This is a genomic window from Flavobacterium sp. GNP001 (assembly GCF_054343775.1).
In genome coordinates this window covers 804,282-821,893 of sequence record NZ_JBTGUX010000001.1, presented here as the reverse complement: position 1 = coordinate 821,893, position 17,612 = coordinate 804,282, and the positions used below count along the sequence as shown (strand labels likewise).

Below are 17,612 nucleotides of genomic sequence, written 5' to 3'. Positions count from 1 at the left end.
ATGGGAAAAATAGGAGGATTTAAAGAATATTCTAGAACCGACGAAAGTAATGTTGCAGTTCCAGAAAGAGTAACAAATTATAATGAATTTACAATTCCGTTAACCAAAGATAAAATCAAAGAACAAGGTTCCAGATGTATGGATTGCGGCATTCCCTTTTGTCACAGCTCGTGTCCGTTAGGAAATTTAATTCCTGATTTTAACGATATGGTGCATCAGGAGGAATGGGAAAGTGCATTGAAAATATTACAATCTACCAATAATTTTCCTGAATTTACAGGAAGACTTTGCCCAGCTCCTTGCGAAAAATCATGTGTATTAGGAATAATTAGCGAGCCAGTTGCTATCGAAAATATTGAAAAAAATATAATTGAAAGAGGCTTTGCCGAAGGTTGGATCAAACCACAACCTCCAGAGGTTAGAACCGGAAAAGCAGTTGCCGTAATTGGCTCTGGACCTGCTGGTCTTGCAGCAGCACAACAATTAAATCGTGCTGGACATACTGTTACCGTCTTTGAAAGAGACAATGCCATTGGTGGATTATTGCGTTATGGAATTCCAAATTTCAAACTTGAAAAAGGAATTATTGACAGACGTATAAAAGTACTCGAAGCGGAGGGAATTACTTTTAAAACCAATGTCAATGTAGGAGTAAATTATGAAATTTCAGAACTCAATAACTTCGATTCAGTTGTATTATGCGGTGGTGCTACAGAGCGTCGAAGTTTACCTACCAAAGGAATTGAAAGCAAAGGTGTGGTGCAGGCAATGGACTTTTTAACACAGCAAACCAAAGCATTATACGGTGAATCAATTCCTGATCAAATCAAAGCAACTGATAAAAATGTTATCGTTATTGGCGGTGGAGATACCGGCTCAGATTGTGTAGGAACGTCAAACCGCCATGGTGCCAAATCAGTCACTAATTTTGAAATTTTACCAAAACCTCCGGTAAGCCGAAGCGAATCCACTCCATGGCCCTTTTGGCCCTTGCAATTAAAAACGTCTAGCTCTCATGAAGAAGGTTGCGATAGAAACTGGCTCATCAATACAAAGGAATTTATAGCCAATGAAGCCGGAGAGTTGGTTGGATTAAAAACCGTTGAAGTGTCATGGAAAATGACTCCTGGTCAGCGACCTGAAATAATTGAAAAAGAAGGTTCAGAAAAAATCTGGCCTTGTGACTTAGCTTTGTTAGCACTCGGTTTTACAGGTCCCGAGAAAACATTAAGCGAGCAGCTAGGTATCAAAATTGACAGCCGTAACAACTATCAAGCTACCAATTACCAAACCAATATTCCGCATATTTTCACTGCAGGCGACATGCGTAGAGGGCAATCCTTAATTGTTTGGGCAATTTCTGAAGGTCGCGAAGCCGCCAGAGAAGTAGATAAATACTTGATGGGTTATACCAATTTACCAACCAAAGGAAATGGCGATTTGCCTAGCCTATAAATAGTTTTTAAAAATCAAAAAATGACTGTCAATTCGTTTATCGGCAGTCATTTGATTTTTTAGGAGGTGCCCCTACCTCCACTATCGTTTCGGTCGCGTCGGGCTGTTCGCTTCAAGTCCTCGCCGCTTTCGTAAAAACTACAGCGTCTGTGGGCTATCCGCTGCCATCCCTCACCCAAAATGAAAATTCTTATCTAAAACACTAATTTTGTTTAAAATATAACTTTTTGTTACAATTTGTTAGAATTCATATCTCCCCTTGCGGGACTAAATAAAGAGTAATAAATTTGCTCAAAATTAATAATTATGCAATCAAAAGACTTAGTACAATTAGCAGAACAATTTGGTAGTCCATTATATGTATATGATGCCGAAAAAATACAATCTCAATACAACAGATTATCCAAAGCTTTTTCTAAGGTAAAACAGTTGCGCATCAATTATGCAATGAAAGCCTTATCAAACGTGGCGATACTGCAATTGTTACGAGAAATGGGTTCAGGTTTAGATACTGTTTCTATTCAAGAAGTACAATTAGGCTTGCACGCAGGCTACGAACCTGAAAAAATATTTTATACTCCAAACGGTGTTTCTCTTGAAGAAATCGAAGAAGTTGCCGCTTTGGGAGTACAAGTAAACATTGATAATTTATCAATTTTGGAACAATTTGGAACAAAATATCCAAATGTACCAGTTTGCATCCGAATCAATCCTCACGTGATGGCAGGTGGAAACGCTAATATATCTGTAGGTCATATTGATAGTAAATTTGGAATTTCAGTTCACCAATTACCACATTTGGTTCGAATTGTCGAAAATACAAAAATGAACATTGTTGGTATACATATGCACACTGGTTCCGATATTTTAGATATTGAAGTATTTTTATATGCAGCTGAAATATTATTTGATGCAGCCAGAAATTTCAAAAACTTAGAATTCTTAGATTTCGGAAGCGGATTTAAAGTACCTTACAAAAAAGACGATATCGAAACAGACATTGAAGAATTGGGTAAAAAATTATCAAAAAGATTCAACGCTTTCTGTGATGAGTACGGCAAAGAATTAACATTAATTTTCGAACCTGGAAAATTCCTTGTAAGTGAAGCTGGATATTTCTTAGCAAAAGTTAATGTCGTTAAACAAACTACTTCAACCGTATTCGCTGGAATCGATAGTGGTTTCAATCACTTAATTCGTCCAATGTTTTACGGTTCACAGCACCATATAGAAAACATCTCAAATCCAAAAGGGAAAGAGCGTTTTTATTCCGTAGTGGGATATATTTGTGAAACAGACACATTTGCAAACAACAGAAAAATTGCAGAAATCAAAGAAGGTGATATACTCTCTTTTAGAAATGCAGGAGCCTATTGTTTCTCTATGGCATCAAACTATAACTCCAGATACAAACCTGCCGAAGTTTTATGGATGAATGGCGAAGGGCATTTAATCAGAGCCCACGAAACATTTGAAGATTTATTAAAAAATCAAATTCCGTTACCACAAGCAATAGCAGCGGTTTAAAATAGAAAATCCCATTTACAGTCAATCAGATGTAAATGGGATTTTTTCAATTCAAAAACCTTTTATTTATCAAGTAAAGATTCTAAAACCTCTGACTCAGTGCCATTCGGAAACGGAATTTTTAACATTTGAGACAACGTAGGTGCAATTTGAGTAATATATTTTTTAGCGTGTAATTCTCCTTTAGGTACATGCCATCCATAAAAAAGAAGCGGTACATGAGTATCATAACTATTTGGAGATCCATGCGTTGTTCCTGTTGCCTGATATTCCATATACCCAGTCTTATCTAGAATCACTAACTCACCATTCTGTTTAGGATCATAACCTTTAGCTATGGAACTCAAAAAATAATCATCACCAGATGAAGCTAAAATTTCTTCCTCAGTATACACTCTTTTGATATGCTCTTGTGTCATCAAAAAGCTTTTAAAGCTCTCCTTAACTTTTGTCAATTCTAAACCTTTTTGTTTTACCAAGTCCATATTAAAAAATACATTAAAATTAGAATAGTCAAGGATTAGATCTGAGCCAAAAGTTTCATTTGAAAATTTCTTTATGGATTCCACAAAACCTTTAGTAGGAACATTTTTTACATTGTATTTATTATCCTTTAAATAGTTTGGGTTTTCAGCTCCAGCATGATCAGCTGTTAGAAAAACTAAATAATTGTCCTTTCCAACTGTCTTGTCTAAGTAATTTAAAAATTGATCTATATTTTGATCAAGTCGTAAATAGGTATCTTGGAGCTCTATTGAACGAGGCCCAAAAGTATGACCAACATAATCTGTTGAAGAAAAACTAACTGTTAAAAAATCAGTTATATCGTCTTTTCCTAACTCCTCTTTTTCAATAGCTTTCATAGCTAAATCTGCCAAAATATCATTCCCAAAAGGGGTAGTTCGTAACACATCAGCTCCTTTTTCTTTATAGATCTTAGCTAAATCATAAGGAAAAACAGGACCATTAGCTTTATCTAATTTCCCCTCGTAAGGATTATCATCAGCTAAACTTTCATTGTAGCTAGCTAGCGGCTTCAATAAATTCCAACCTTTATTGATATAGTTCATATACCTTTTTTCTTGGTTGAATTCCTTTACCCAATTTGGCAAATTTGCACCATAAAAAGTACTTGAAATAAAGGAACCTGTTGATCCATACCAAAATGCCCAATTTGCAAAGTGCCCTGCTGGTAAAATAGCACCACGATCTTTAATACTCAATCCAATAACTTTACCTTTAAAATTTGTAGCCATCCGCAACTCATCTGTAATAGTAGTACTTAAAAGATTTCTAGGAGACATTGCACCCTCTTTATCCGTACCATCACCTACTGTTTTAACAGATGCATCATCTGTACAATATATATCTTTTCCTGTAGCTTTATTGAACCAATCATTTCCAACAATACCATGCGTTGATGGAGTGGCACCGGTATAGATACTGGCGTGACCTGGCGCAGTATAAGTTGGCACATAATTATAATGCATATTATGAAAAGTATATCCATTATTCATTAATCTTTTAAATCCATTAGCAGAAAAATCATCTGAAAAACGATATAAGTATTCCATTTTCATTTGATCTACTACGATACCCACTACCAATTTAGGACGTTGCTGAGCTTGTGAGTTTAAAGACAAAATAACTGTCAAAAACAAAATAATTCTCTTCATTTTATATATTTATATTTTAGGCAAAAATACAACATAATGTTCAAACCTACTCTTCACAACTACTTCATGATACTAAATTAATAAATTGTTAACTCCAAAATAATAGAAAAGATAGCCTCTTTAATTCATAGACTAAGATAGACAACATAAAAAAATTAGAAATCTTTTAAAAAAGTAATAAAAAATAGATTAATAAATTTTAAAAAATCATTGTTTCAAAGACAGATATAATCACAAATTGTCTAAACAAAAAACTCCAACACGTATGTGTTGGAGTTTCAAGAGTACTCAGAGCGGGACTTGAACCCGCACGAACATTGCTGTTCACTGGATTTTAAGTCCAGCGTGTCTACCAATTTCACCATCCGAGCGAGCTTTGGTTGTGGTACCTCCAGGGATCGAACCAGGGACACATGGATTTTCAGTCCATTGCTCTACCATCTGAGCTAAGGTACCTTACTTGTAAAAAGTAAATGATAAAAAAAAGCCCATCCGATTAGAATGGGCTTTCAAAGAAAGGCAACGACATACTCTCCCACATAACTGCAGTACCATCTGCGCTGGCGGGCTTAACTACTCTGTTCGGGATGGGAAGAGGTGAGCCCCGCCGCAATAATCACCTTAAGATTATTGTTTAAGGAGTTTCAAGTTTTTATAGTTTCAAGTTTTTCAACCTGCAACATTAAACTTCAAACTTTAAACATCCGCCGCGGCGGACAAATATCTTAACATACTGAGATAAAGAATATAAAAAAGTATACATTGAAGTATTAGAAAGTTTCTCCCTCCCGATTACTCGGGAGGAAAAGGGTGTACATAAGCTTACGGGTTATTAGTACTACTCGACTATGACATTACTGCCTTTACATCTATAGCCTATCAACGTGGTCATCTCCCACGACCCTTAAAAGAAATCTCATCTTGTGGTGGGTTTCGCGCTTATATGCTTTCAGCGCTTATCCCTTCCAAACGTAGCTACTCTGCGGTGCCACTGGCGTGACAACAGATACACTAGAGGTTTGTCCAATTCGGTCCTCTCGTACTAGAATCAGATCCACTCAAATTTCTTGCGCCCACAGTAGATAGAGACCGAACTGTCTCACGACGTTCTGAACCCAGCTCGCGTGCCACTTTAATGGGCGAACAGCCCAACCCTTGGGACCTTCTCCAGCCCCAGGATGTGACGAGCCGACATCGAGGTGCCAAACCCCCCCGTCGATATGAGCTCTTGGGGGAGATCAGCCTGTTATCCCCGGCGTACCTTTTATCCTTTGAGCGATGGCCCTTCCATGCGGAACCACCGGATCACTATGCTCTACTTTCGTACCTGATCGACCTGTATGTCTCTCAGTCAAGCTCCCTTATGCCATTGCACTCTACGCACGGTTACCAAGCGTACTGAGGGAACCTTTAGAAGCCTCCGTTACTCTTTTGGAGGCGACCACCCCAGTCAAACTACCCACCAAGCAATGTCCTCCGCAATGCGGAGTTAGGCCTCAGATAAACAAAGGGTTGTATTTCAACAATGACTCCACAACGCCTAGCGACGCCACTTCACAGTCTCCAACCTATCCTACACATCATTTATCCAAGGTCAATACTAAGCTATAGTAAAGGTGCACAGGGTCTTTTCGTCCCACTGCGGGTAAGCGGCATCTTCACCGCTACTACAATTTCACCGAGCTCATGGCTGAGACAGTGTCCAGATCGTTACACCATTCGTGCAGGTCGGAACTTACCCGACAAGGAATTTCGCTACCTTAGGACCGTTATAGTTACGGCCGCCGTTTACTGGGGCTTCATTTCAATGCTTCTCCGAAGATAACATCTCCACTTAACCTTCCAGCACCGGGCAGGTGTCAGGCCCTATACTTCATCTTACGATTTTGCAGAGCCCTGTGTTTTTGATAAACAGTCGCCTGGACCTCTTCACTGCGGCCAGCATTGCTGCTGGCGACCCTTCTCCCGAAGTTACGGGTCTATTTTGCCTAATTCCTTAGCCATGAATCTCTCGAGCACCTTAGGATTCTCTCCTCGACTACCTGTGTCGGTTTGCGGTACGGGTACTTATTACCTGAAGTTTAGAGGTTTTTCTTGGAAGCCCTTAGGCGCACTATCTCTTCTACCGAAGTATCCGAGTACTATCGTATTTCCCCAAAACCCGTGGATTTGCCTGCGGGTCTTATAGGTAGGTACTTCAACGAACTATTCCGTCAGTTCGCGGCGCTTTCATCACTCCGTCACCCCATCACAGTAATAACTAGTACGGGAATATTAACCCGTTGTCCATCGACTGTCCCTTTCGGGTTCGCCTTAGGTCCCGACTAACCCACAGCTGATTAGCATAGCTGTGGAAACCTTAGTCTTTCGGTGTGCGGGTTTCTCGCCCGCATTATCGTTACTTATGCCTACATTTTCTTTTCTAACCAGTCCAGCATACCTTACGATACACCTTCTACCCTGTTAGAATGCTCCCCTACCACTTACAATAAATTGTAAATCCATAGCTTCGGTAATACGCTTATGCCCGATTATTATCCATGCTCGTCCGCTCGACTAGTGAGCTGTTACGCACTCTTTAAATGAATGGCTGCTTCCAAGCCAACATCCTAGCTGTCTGGGCAGACAAACCTCGTTCTTTCAACTTAGCGTATATTTGGGGACCTTAGCTGATGGTCTGGGTTCTTTCCCTCTCGGACTTGGACCTTAGCACCCAAGCCCTCACTGCACGGAAACATTATATAGCATTCGGAGTTTGTCAGGAATTGGTAGGCGGTGAAGCCCCCGCATCCAATCAGTAGCTCTACCTCTATATAACTTTATGCCGTGCGCTGCACCTAAATGCATTTCGGGGAGTACGAGCTATTTCCGAGTTTGATTGGCCTTTCACCCCTACCCACAGGTCATCCGAAGACTTTTCAACGTCAACCGGTTCGGACCTCCACACTGTGTTACCAGCGCTTCATCCTGCCCATGGGTAGATCACACGGTTTCGCGTCTAACACTACTGACTAAAGCGCCCTATTCAGACTCGCTTTCGCTACGGATCCGTGGCTTAACCACTTATCCTTGCCAGCAACGTTAACTCGTAGGCTCATTATGCAAAAGGCACGCCGTCACCCCACTAAAGGGCTCCGACCGCTTGTAAGCGTATGGTTTCAGGATCTATTTCACTCCGTTATTCACGGTTCTTTTCACCTTTCCCTCACGGTACTGGTTCACTATCGGTCTCTCAGGAGTATTTAGCCTTAGCGGATGGTCCCGCCAAATTCAGACAGGGTTTCACGTGCCCCGCCCTACTCAGGATACCACTATTTATTATACTCGTTACCCATACGGGACTATCACCCTCTATGGTTCGACTTTCCAGTCAATTCCGGTTCCTTGTACATAAAATATCGTGGTCCTACAACCCCAACATTGCCGTAACAACATTGGTTTGGGCTAATCCGCGTTCGCTCGCCACTACTTACGGAATCACTTTTGTTTTCTTCTCCTCCGCCTACTTAGATGTTTCAGTTCAGCGGGTTTGCCCACCTATCGGTGTACTATCTCTTCAAGATAGTGGGTTGCCCCATTCAGGTATCTACGGATCAATTGGTGTGTGCCCATCCCCGTAGCTTTTCGCAGCTTATCACGCCTTTCATCGCCTCTGAGAGCCTAGGCATCCCCCATACGCCCTTATTTTGCTTATTGTACCAATCGTAAAATTAATTACGACCGTTTTTTTTCGCTTTTTCTAATAAATTAGAAAAAACTGCTTTCTACTTTTTATTATTTCTTATCTCAATATGTCAATGAACTTTATTTAGGTCAAAAGTTGTAAAGCCTAAGGTCATAAAGTCATACTTTTGACTTTCAGACTTTAGTCTTTCGACTAAATTTGTGGAGAATAACGGAGTCGAACCGTTGACCTCCTGCGTGCAAGGCAGGCGCTCTAGCCAGCTGAGCTAATCCCCCAATCTATTTATGAATTGTGAATTATGAATTATGAATGTCGATTCATAACCTCTCAACTCTAGAATTTCCTTCCGAATGGCTAAAATAGTAGTCCCGGGCAGACTCGAACTGCCGACCCCTACATTATCAGTGTAGTACTCTAACCAGCTGAGCTACGAGACTCTGTTTTACTTCATTCTTCTTTTCAATTTCTTTAAATTAACAGCAAGAGTAATAGAACTTCTTTATTTAGTAAGTCCCTCTATCATTTATCTTTTTCCCTAGCGTGTATTGCTACTAACACTAAGGCTCTAGAAAGGAGGTGTTCCAGCCGCACCTTCCGGTACGGCTACCTTGTTACGACTTAGCCCTAGTTACCAGTTTTACCCTAGGCAGCTCCTTGCGGTCACCGACTTCAGGCACCCCCAGCTTCCATGGCTTGACGGGCGGTGTGTACAAGGCCCGGGAACGTATTCACCGGATCATGGCTGATATCCGATTACTAGCGATTCCAGCTTCACGGAGTCGAGTTGCAGACTCCGATCCGAACTGTGACCGGTTTTATAGATTCGCTCCTGGTCACCCAGTGGCTGCTCTCTGTACCGGCCATTGTAGCACGTGTGTAGCCCAAGGCGTAAGGGCCGTGATGATTTGACGTCATCCCCACCTTCCTCACAGTTTGCACTGGCAGTCTTGTTAGAGTTCCCGACATGACTCGCTGGCAACTAACAACAGGGGTTGCGCTCGTTATAGGACTTAACCTGACACCTCACGGCACGAGCTGACGACAACCATGCAGCACCTTGTAAATTGTCTTGCGAAAAGTCTGTTTCCAAACCGGTCAATCTACATTTAAGCCTTGGTAAGGTTCCTCGCGTATCATCGAATTAAACCACATGCTCCACCGCTTGTGCGGGCCCCCGTCAATTCCTTTGAGTTTCATTCTTGCGAACGTACTCCCCAGGTGGGATACTTATCACTTTCGCTTAGCCACTGAGATTGCTCCCAACAGCTAGTATCCATCGTTTACGGCGTGGACTACCAGGGTATCTAATCCTGTTCGCTACCCACGCTTTCGTCCATCAGCGTCAATCCATTAGTAGTAACCTGCCTTCGCAATTGGTATTCCATGTAATCTCTAAGCATTTCACCGCTACACTACATATTCTAGTTACTTCCTAATAATTCAAGTTTAGCAGTATCAATGGCCGTTCCACCGTTGAGCGATGGGCTTTCACCACTGACTTACTAAACCGCCTACGGACCCTTTAAACCCAATGATTCCGGATAACGCTTGGATCCTCCGTATTACCGCGGCTGCTGGCACGGAGTTAGCCGATCCTTATTCTTACGATACCGTCAAGCTCCTACACGTAGGAGTGTTTCTTCTCGTACAAAAGCAGTTTACAATCCATAGGACCGTCATCCTGCACGCGGCATGGCTGGTTCAGACTTGCGTCCATTGACCAATATTCCTCACTGCTGCCTCCCGTAGGAGTCTGGTCCGTGTCTCAGTACCAGTGTGGGGGATCTCCCTCTCAGGACCCCTACCCATCGTCGCCATGGTAAGCCGTTACCTTACCATCTAGCTAATGGGACGCATGCTCATCTTTTACCGTTGGAACTTTAATAATCTCTTCATGCGAAAAAACTATACTATGGGGCATTAATCCAAATTTCTCTGGGCTATTCCCCTGTAAAAGGTAGATTGCATACGCGTTACGCACCCGTGCGCCGGTCTCTAGTTCCGAAGAACTATACCCCTCGACTTGCATGTGTTAAGCCTGCCGCTAGCGTTCATCCTGAGCCAGGATCAAACTCTTCATCGTATATTGTTTGTCCGCCGTGGCGGACTGTTGTATGACGATAAACTCTATCGGTTCTTTTCAAATCTCTCGATTCTATTACTCTTATTCTTTTGTTTTGAAATCTCTTTCAAAACGGCTGTCAATTCAATATGTCTAGGAACGTATTCTTCTTTATTTAATGCGCTTTTCGTGTGTCTCAAAGCGGGTGCAAAAGTAGAAATTTCTTTTTAACTATGCAAGAAAAATTTAAAGTTTTTTTCGAAAATGTTTTTCTCGATTTTCTTTCCTTTTTCTCTCAATATGTCATAAGAACTCTGCTCTATTGCGGGGTGCAAAGGTAACATCTATTTTAACTCTGGCAAACTTTTTGCAATCTTTTTTTAAAAATTGTTTCTTCGTTTGTTTCAGGTTTTTAGTAGAACGTTGCGCTGATTGCGGGTGCAAAACTACAACCTTTATTCGCTTTTACAAGCCTTTTTTAAACTTAATTGTAAACTATTTTTTAATTGTCTTAAAATCAAAGGGGTTAAATATAAAGTTTTTTTGGTTGGTAAGATAGTTGGGGTGGTTTTGAGGGGTTGATGAGGGAATTGGGCAGTGATTTGATAATTCGTCTCACTATATATAGTCTTCAATAAAGCTTTACTATATAATAGGTAGCTCTTGCAAAATTCGTCTTTAATAAGAATAGCTCGCGTTAGGGATAGCAGCGGAAAGCCCGCAGGAACGACCGTCTTGAGGGAGTGGCGAGGACTTGTAGCGGATAGCCCGACGACTTGCTTGCGCTTGCCAAACCAAAAGGCAAGAGCAAGAATGGCGTAACGCCAAAAATTTAATTATTGACTTAATAATCCCAACGGCGGGTTTTATTGAGTTCTTCTTGCTCTTGAATGATCTCGGCGGGAATAACTTTAAGGAATGAGGGATGTTGTTCGATGGCGTACTCTACTTTCTCTACAATCTCTTCGATAGTATCGTTATCGTAATCTATTTCTAACGGCTCCTTAATAATGAAAGATTGTAGTATGCCCTTCTTTTTCATGCGAAGCCCTTTTTTGTCGAAAGAGCGGCGGAAACCGTCGATCACTATAGGAACAACGATTGGTCTGTGTTGTTTTATGATGTGCGCAGTTCCTTTACGAACTGGCTTAAATGATTTGGTAGTACCTTGTGGAAAGGTGATTACCCAGCCGTCTTTGAGAGCAATCTTGATATTTTCGGTATCATCAGGATTGATATCTTTTTTCTCTTGAACATCGACTCCTTTTGCTCGCCACGTACGCTCAACCGATATTGCACCTGCATACGCCATAATACGAGGTAGTAGTCCTGCTCTCATGGTTTCTTTTGCTGCTACATAATATATGTTCATTTTTGGCTGCCATAGATACCCGACATTTACAATATTATCTTCGCGACCACTCAAACTAGCGTTAAAAACATGAAACATAGCCACGACATCAGCAAAATAGGTTTGATGATTGGAAATAAAAAGTACATTTTGGTCTGGCAGGTTGCGAATAATCTCGGAACCTTCTATTTGTAATTCGTTAAAGCCTCTGTAACGGCGGTGCGTGACAGCGCCAAAAATACGGATTAACCATTTTTTGAGAAAGAGTATATGACCAAAAGGATTTCTTTTCAACAATCCCATAACGTGTATTTATTTAAATGATTTAAAAAGCAAACTTACAAAAATATATTTTGTTGCTGTTTTCAACTGCCTTTAACTACAATTTAAAGTGCTTTTATTTGATGTATTTAATCAAAACCTCTTTTAACTCACTGAGCATCATAGCCGTTGCTCCCCAAACCATGTGCCCCTTAACATTAAAAGCAGGAACGGTACTGTTTTTTACCGAAGAAGTATCGAGATTTGTGGTCACGACAATAGAATCGTCTAAAAATACTTGTAGCGGTAATTCTATTATGCCTGCTACTTCACTGGCTTGGGGTGCAAATACCAACTCTTGTTTGCTAATCCCTAAAAAAGGATGCACCAAAAAATTACTTGGCGGAATGTACAAACTAGTAAACGGTTTAACGATTTCAATATAATCCATGATTACTCCAATTTCCTCTTCTGTTTCGCGCAATGCAGTAAATGCGAAATCTAGATCATCTAATTCAAATTTACCTCCTGGAAAAGCAATTTGAGAAGAATGAACTCCATTGTATGAATTTCTGAGGATCAAAACCAAATGAGTGATTCCGTCTTTTGGATACAAAAGCATCATGACCGCCGCTTGTTTTGGATTTATTTGTTGCGAAGACCATTCTCTTAATGATGGAATACGCTCAACAGGAGCCATTTTGATGTGCGCATTAAACGCAGGCAATTCAGCTTGAGCTAATTGTGGAACAAATTGTAATAAATATTGAAAATCCATAATCAAATTCTATTTTTGTAGATTGAAAAATAAGCCTAAATGTAGTTCACAAATTAGAACTGCACAAGAAATAAAAGGGAACAAAAAACAATTGATATGTATAGTAAAGAGGAAACACAAAGATTGAAGCGCGAATTTTGGGTAGCATTTGCCGAGAAATATCCAAGAAAATGGGTTTTGTACGATACTAAAATCAAAGATTTCTCTTTTAAATTTTACGTTGACAATAAAAAAGCCCAAGTTTTAATTGACATTGAACCCAGAAGTAACGAAAAACGTATTGCTTACTTTGAAAAACTGGAAGCCTTGAAATCAATTTTAGAGGATGAGTTTGTAAAAGATTTGGTCTATGAACGCGACTACACTTTAGAGAGCGGCAAAACCATCAGCAGAATTTGGGTTGAATTGACTGGCGTTGGCGTAAGCAACAGGAATAATTGGGACGCTATTTTTTCATTTTACTTTGAAAAAATGAACGCCCTTGAACTATTTTTTCAGGAATACGATGAATTTATAAAGGATATTGAAATTGTGTAATCGCTTTAATTGCTTCGTTACATATTAAAGATATTGTAAACAATGACGCGGTTATCGTAGGTAATATACAATTGCTTACGGTTGTCTTGTTTTTTTCTGGTAATTATGGATAAGGTGCAATCTTCACCTTCGTTATTTTTACACGTAAAGCCATACACCAGATCAGTTTCATTTTCTTCAACAGGATGGTATTCTATTATTTCAAATAGTTGAATAATTTGCGAGTAAACTACAATGCGACTTTTGTTAGTGTCTAAAGTTACTAGCAAATTGGTAAGATTTAAATCAGTCCATTTTCCCCATTTCCCTTTATCGTTTTTTTCGAGTACACTAAAACCAGAAGTTTTAAATTTATAAGTTTGCGCAGAAGCGGTAGTTATGCCTGCGCAAAACATTCCCACGAGAGCTAGTAATTGTAATTTAGTCATCATTTAAAAATTTAGCTGAGCTACATGTTGTTTTGCTTTTTCAAAATCGGCAATCATCTCGTCAATTATTGCTGCAGCTGGTTTGATGTCGTGAATAAGGCCTGCAATTTGACCAATTTCGAGTTCCCCTTCAATTAAATCGCCTTCAAACATTCCTCTTTTAGCGCGGGCCCTACCAAGAAGTGTTTGCAATTCTTCTTTTGTTGGTGCTGTTTCATACAAACTTTGTACATCATCAAAGAATTTATTTTTTATTAATCGGACAGGAGCTAGTTCTTTTAGAGTTAACTGCGTGCCTCCCTCCTTTGTATCTACAACAGTGTTTTTAAAATCAATGTGCGCAGATGATTCCGTTGATGCTACGAACCTACTCCCTACCTGAACGCCATCAGCACCCAAAGTCATAGCAGCAAGCATTCCTGCACCTGTAGCGATACCTCCGGCAGCGATGAGTGGAATGGTAATTTTCTCTTTCACCATCGGAATTAAAGTTAATGTTGTCGTTTCTTCGCGACCATTATGTCCACCCGCCTCAAAACCTTCGGCAACTACAGCATCTACGCCCGCATCTTGTGCCTTTAAGGCAAAAACGGAACTACTCACAACATGTACAACAGTTACACCGTGTTGCTTTAAAAAGGAAGTCCATGTTTTTGGATTACCTGCCGAAGTGAATACAATTTTGACATTTTCCTCAATGATGATTTTCATAATCTCATCAATATTAGGATAAAGCATTGGGATGTTTACACCAAAAGGCTTTGACGTTGCCAATTTACACTTTTGAATGTGTTCACGCAAAACCTCTGGATACATTGATCCAGCACCAATTAATCCTAAACCACCAGCATTACTAACCGCACTTGCTAACTTGTATCCACTGTTCCAAATCATTCCACCTTGAATGATTGGATATTTTATATTGAAAAGAGAGGTAATCTTATTCATTTTTTTAATTAAAAATTATTGTTTTACTAATTTTCCTGATGTAGAATAAACTGCAGAAAGATATCGGTAGAAATAAATACCGTTGGTTATACTTTGAAGATTTATATCTGTGGTCGATTGAGAAATAGTCTGCTCAATCATTTTTTGTCCCAAAACATTATAAACAATAAACAAACCGTTTACCGCACTTCCGGGAAGTTGTACCGTCACAAAGTCCGCAGCAGGATTCGGGAACACTACTAAACTCTCCTGACTTGGGAACGTTATACCCAAATTGGTAGTGAGAGCAGATGCAAAATCAGGAATACCATAACCGTATTGATTATCGGGAACTAGAAACCTATCAGCCGACTGAATTATGATATCTCTAATTTCCTTGTTTGTTTTTTGCGGAAGCGCTTGCCACAAGCAGGCTACTAAACCCGCCATAATCGGACTGGAGAAGGAAGTTCCATTAGCTGTTCTCGAATTACCAAATTCATCAGAAACCACTGCCGCTTGGCCTTGTGCCATAACTTCTGGTTTAATCCGACCGTCAAAAGAAGGCCCGATTGAACTAAATGAAGTTCGAACTTCTGACGAATTTACTGCACCAATTGCAAGTACAGAAATAGCATCAGCTGGAACTGCAATTGTTGGACTTGAAGAATTTCCTGAATTTCCTGCCGAAGTTACAACCAACATCCCTTTATCAAAAGCAATATCAGCGGCACGCGACATGAATGCGGTTTTTCCGTTCATTTCGCTATAAGTATGGTTATAAGCCGGATTATCAAAATCAAAATAGCCCAACGAAGTATTAATCACATCAACTCCCAAACTATCTGCTTTTTCTGCAGCTTCAACCCAAAGCGATTCCTCAACGGGATTTTCTGAAGATTCATTTTCGGTTATAAAAAGATAATATGAAGCATCGGGAGAAGTACCAACAAGTACATTTTCTGTATAACCGCCCATAGTTGATAAAACTGATGTACCGTGCGAACCTCCTGAGTAAAAGTTAGGATCACGCTGCACGTAATTGTACCCACCTAAAATTTGATTATTATCGCGCAAACGTTTAAAAGGTAATGCTGTGTTGACTCCTGGAAAACCTGAATCCATCACGGCAATTATTTTTCCTGCACCAGTAAAATTTTGTTGATGCATAACATCGCCTTGTAACATTTTTATTTGGTTCGTAGAGGAACCGTACGCATACTCGACTTTTGTTTTTTGAATTTTCAGTGTTTTTTTAGAAGTCGCTAGTATTTTGGCACCGGAATTTTGATTTAAAGATTTATCTGCGAAATCAACTCTCGAAACAAATGCTAAATTTTTAAGTGCATTAATATTACTTTGCGAACCTCTAACATGTAGCGCATTCAACCACTTTGACTGTGCTAGAATAGTAATTCCATTTGAGTTACGAACTTGCAATCGATAGGCATTTTCTAAAGGCACATCTCGCAAATCCAATTCTATTTTTTGAGTTGCTCTTCTCTCCAACGAACGGGGAGAAAGCATCTTTGTGGGTGTTTCAAAAAAAGTTGCTGCACTTGGCTTGTCCTTAAAGTAAACCCACGCATCTTGTTGCGCAAGACACGACAGAGAGATTAGGAAAAAAAAAAGTAGGTGGCGCTTTTTCATCTTTCTTATTTTTTATAAAGATACTATTCTTGCAGCAAATGAAAAAGGCAATTTCTACAATTTCATTAGGAAATAACTCCTGAGCCTATCAATTCATCATCATGGTACCAAGCAGCAAATTGACCTTCGGTGATGGCAGATTGAGGTTCGTCAAATAATAGATACAAACCACTTGCTAATTGATGAAGGGTAGCTTTTTGCAAAGGTTGACGGTACCTAATTCTAGCCATCACCTCCATTTTTTCGTCATTTTTTAACGCTAAATCTTCTCTAATCCAGTGAATTTCTTCGGTGGCAATTCGGAGACCTTTTTTAAACAAACCAGGATGCTGACTTGTAAGCCCCGTGTAAATGGTATTTGTTTCGACATCAGTGGCAATTACGAATAAAGGATCTGTAGTACCTCCAACGTTCAAACCTTTTCGTTGTCCGTTGGTAAAATAATGAGCACCTTGGTGCTTCCCTACTACTTTTCCCATTTGCGGATTGTAGTTTCTTTTAGCGGCATGAAATTGTAATTCTTGTTCTGTTGTACTATCCGCTGGTAATTCGGTTTGATAGATAAGATCATTTTTGTCAACTTGAACAATCAATCCTTCTTTAGGTTGTAATTTTTGTTGTAAAAATTCAGGCAAACGTACTTTACCGATAAAGCACAAACCTTGTGAATCTTTCTTTTCGGCAGTTACCAATTCCATTTCTGCAGCAATTTCGCGCACTTCAGGCTTGGTCAATTCTCCGATAGGAAATAAAGACTTCGCTAATTGCTCTTGCGATAATTGGCATAAAAAATAAGACTGATCCTTGTTATTGTCGGCACCAGCTTTTAATTGGTAAATAACTTGACCGTCTTGTTCAAATTCTGTTTTTCTACAATAATGCCCAGTTGCAACATAATCTGCACCAAGACTTAATGCGATTTTCATAAAAACATCAAACTTGATTTCACGATTACAAAGCACATCAGGATTAGGAGTTCTTCCTTTTTCGTACTCATTAAACATGTAGTCAACGATTTTTTCTTGGTATTGTTCGCTCAAATCAACCGTTTGAAAAGGAATTCCAAGCTTTTCAGCGACTAACAAAGCGTCATTGCTATCTTCAAGCCATGGACATTCGTTTGAAATTGTAACTGAATCGTCATGCCAATTTTTCATAAAAAGCCCAATCACCTCATAGCCTTGCTTTTGTAATAAATACGCAGCAACACTTGAATCGACACCACCAGAAAGACCTACAACTACACGTTTCATTTTGGAAAAATTAAAATTTTAC

The 17,612-nt window shown here is 39.8% G+C and carries 10 protein-coding genes, 4 tRNA genes and 3 rRNA genes; 3 read left to right on the top strand and 14 right to left on the bottom strand.

The features are described 5' to 3' along the window. Both ACXX8U_RS03430 and lysA read left to right on the top strand, forming a co-directional pair. Nucleotides 1–1,455: a glutamate synthase subunit beta gene (locus ACXX8U_RS03430; RefSeq protein WP_458564616.1), complete on the top strand. Its 1,455-nt coding sequence runs from the start codon at nt 1–3 to the stop codon at nt 1,453–1,455. 306 nt (nt 1,456–1,761) lie between these two features. Beyond that, nucleotides 1,762–2,982: a diaminopimelate decarboxylase gene (gene lysA / locus ACXX8U_RS03425; protein WP_458564615.1), complete on the top strand. Its 1,221-nt coding sequence runs from the start codon at nt 1,762–1,764 to the stop codon at nt 2,980–2,982. 62 nt (nt 2,983–3,044) lie between these two features. Here lysA and pafA read toward each other — a convergent pair whose 3' ends face one another. The 10 genes from pafA to ACXX8U_RS03375 all read right to left on the bottom strand — a co-directional run bounded on the left by pafA (nt 3,045) and on the right by ACXX8U_RS03375 (nt 12,795). After that, a complete protein-coding gene (pafA, locus tag ACXX8U_RS03420; protein WP_458564614.1) occupies nt 3,045–4,658 on the bottom strand; it encodes an alkaline phosphatase PafA in 1,614 nt (537 codons plus the stop codon). A 285-nt stretch (nt 4,659–4,943) separates the two neighbouring features. Then, nucleotides 4,944–5,029, bottom strand: a tRNA-Leu gene (locus ACXX8U_RS03415). Between the two features lie 12 nt (nt 5,030–5,041). Further along, nucleotides 5,042–5,114: transfer RNA gene (locus ACXX8U_RS03410), tRNA-Phe, on the bottom strand. Between the two features lie 58 nt (nt 5,115–5,172). Next, a 5S ribosomal RNA gene (rrf, locus tag ACXX8U_RS03405) occupies nt 5,173–5,282 on the bottom strand. A 188-nt stretch (nt 5,283–5,470) separates the two neighbouring features. Continuing rightward, nucleotides 5,471–8,354, bottom strand: a 23S ribosomal RNA gene (locus ACXX8U_RS03400). Nucleotides 8,355–8,544: 190 nt separating this feature from the next. Further along, nucleotides 8,545–8,618: transfer RNA gene (locus tag ACXX8U_RS03395), tRNA-Ala, on the bottom strand. Nucleotides 8,619–8,706: 88 nt separating this feature from the next. Next, a tRNA-Ile gene (locus ACXX8U_RS03390) sits at nt 8,707–8,780 on the bottom strand. 132 nt (nt 8,781–8,912) lie between these two features. Beyond that, nucleotides 8,913–10,426: ribosomal RNA gene (locus tag ACXX8U_RS03385) — 16S ribosomal RNA — on the bottom strand. The 16S, 23S and 5S rRNA genes sit together here with 4 tRNA genes alongside, the layout of an rRNA operon. A gap of 823 nt (nt 10,427–11,249) precedes the next feature. Then, on the bottom strand, nt 11,250–12,059 hold the full coding sequence (locus ACXX8U_RS03380; protein WP_458564613.1) for a lysophospholipid acyltransferase family protein: 810 nt from the start codon (nt 12,057–12,059) through the stop codon (nt 11,250–11,252). A 94-nt stretch (nt 12,060–12,153) separates the two neighbouring features. Then, entirely contained in the window at nt 12,154–12,795 is a 642-nt protein-coding gene (locus tag ACXX8U_RS03375) for an NUDIX hydrolase (protein WP_458564612.1), read from the bottom strand. Between the two features lie 96 nt (nt 12,796–12,891). On the opposite strand from ACXX8U_RS03375, the gene ACXX8U_RS03370 reads away from it, so the two are divergent. Next, entirely contained in the window at nt 12,892–13,332 is a 441-nt protein-coding gene (locus ACXX8U_RS03370; RefSeq protein WP_306260994.1) for a DUF4268 domain-containing protein, read from the top strand. Nucleotides 13,333–13,349: 17 nt separating this feature from the next. Here ACXX8U_RS03370 and ACXX8U_RS03365 read toward each other — a convergent pair whose 3' ends face one another. The 4 genes from ACXX8U_RS03365 to mnmA form a co-directional block, all read right to left on the bottom strand. Further along, nucleotides 13,350–13,760 carry a hypothetical protein gene (locus tag ACXX8U_RS03365; protein WP_458564611.1) on the bottom strand — a complete coding sequence of 137 codons (411 nt, stop codon included), beginning with the start codon at nt 13,758–13,760 and terminating at the stop codon, nt 13,350–13,352. Between the two features lie 3 nt (nt 13,761–13,763). Beyond that, complete coding sequence (locus tag ACXX8U_RS03360; protein ID WP_458564610.1) at nt 13,764–14,708, bottom strand: NAD(P)H-dependent flavin oxidoreductase; 945 nt, start codon at nt 14,706–14,708, stop codon at nt 13,764–13,766. A gap of 15 nt (nt 14,709–14,723) precedes the next feature. Continuing rightward, a complete protein-coding gene (locus ACXX8U_RS03355; RefSeq protein WP_505307831.1) occupies nt 14,724–16,337 on the bottom strand; it encodes a S8 family serine peptidase in 1,614 nt (537 codons plus the stop codon). A gap of 65 nt (nt 16,338–16,402) precedes the next feature. Then, complete coding sequence (gene mnmA, locus ACXX8U_RS03350) at nt 16,403–17,590, bottom strand: tRNA 2-thiouridine(34) synthase MnmA (RefSeq protein ID WP_458564608.1); 1,188 nt, start codon at nt 17,588–17,590, stop codon at nt 16,403–16,405. Nucleotides 17,591–17,612: the final 22 nt, after the last annotated feature.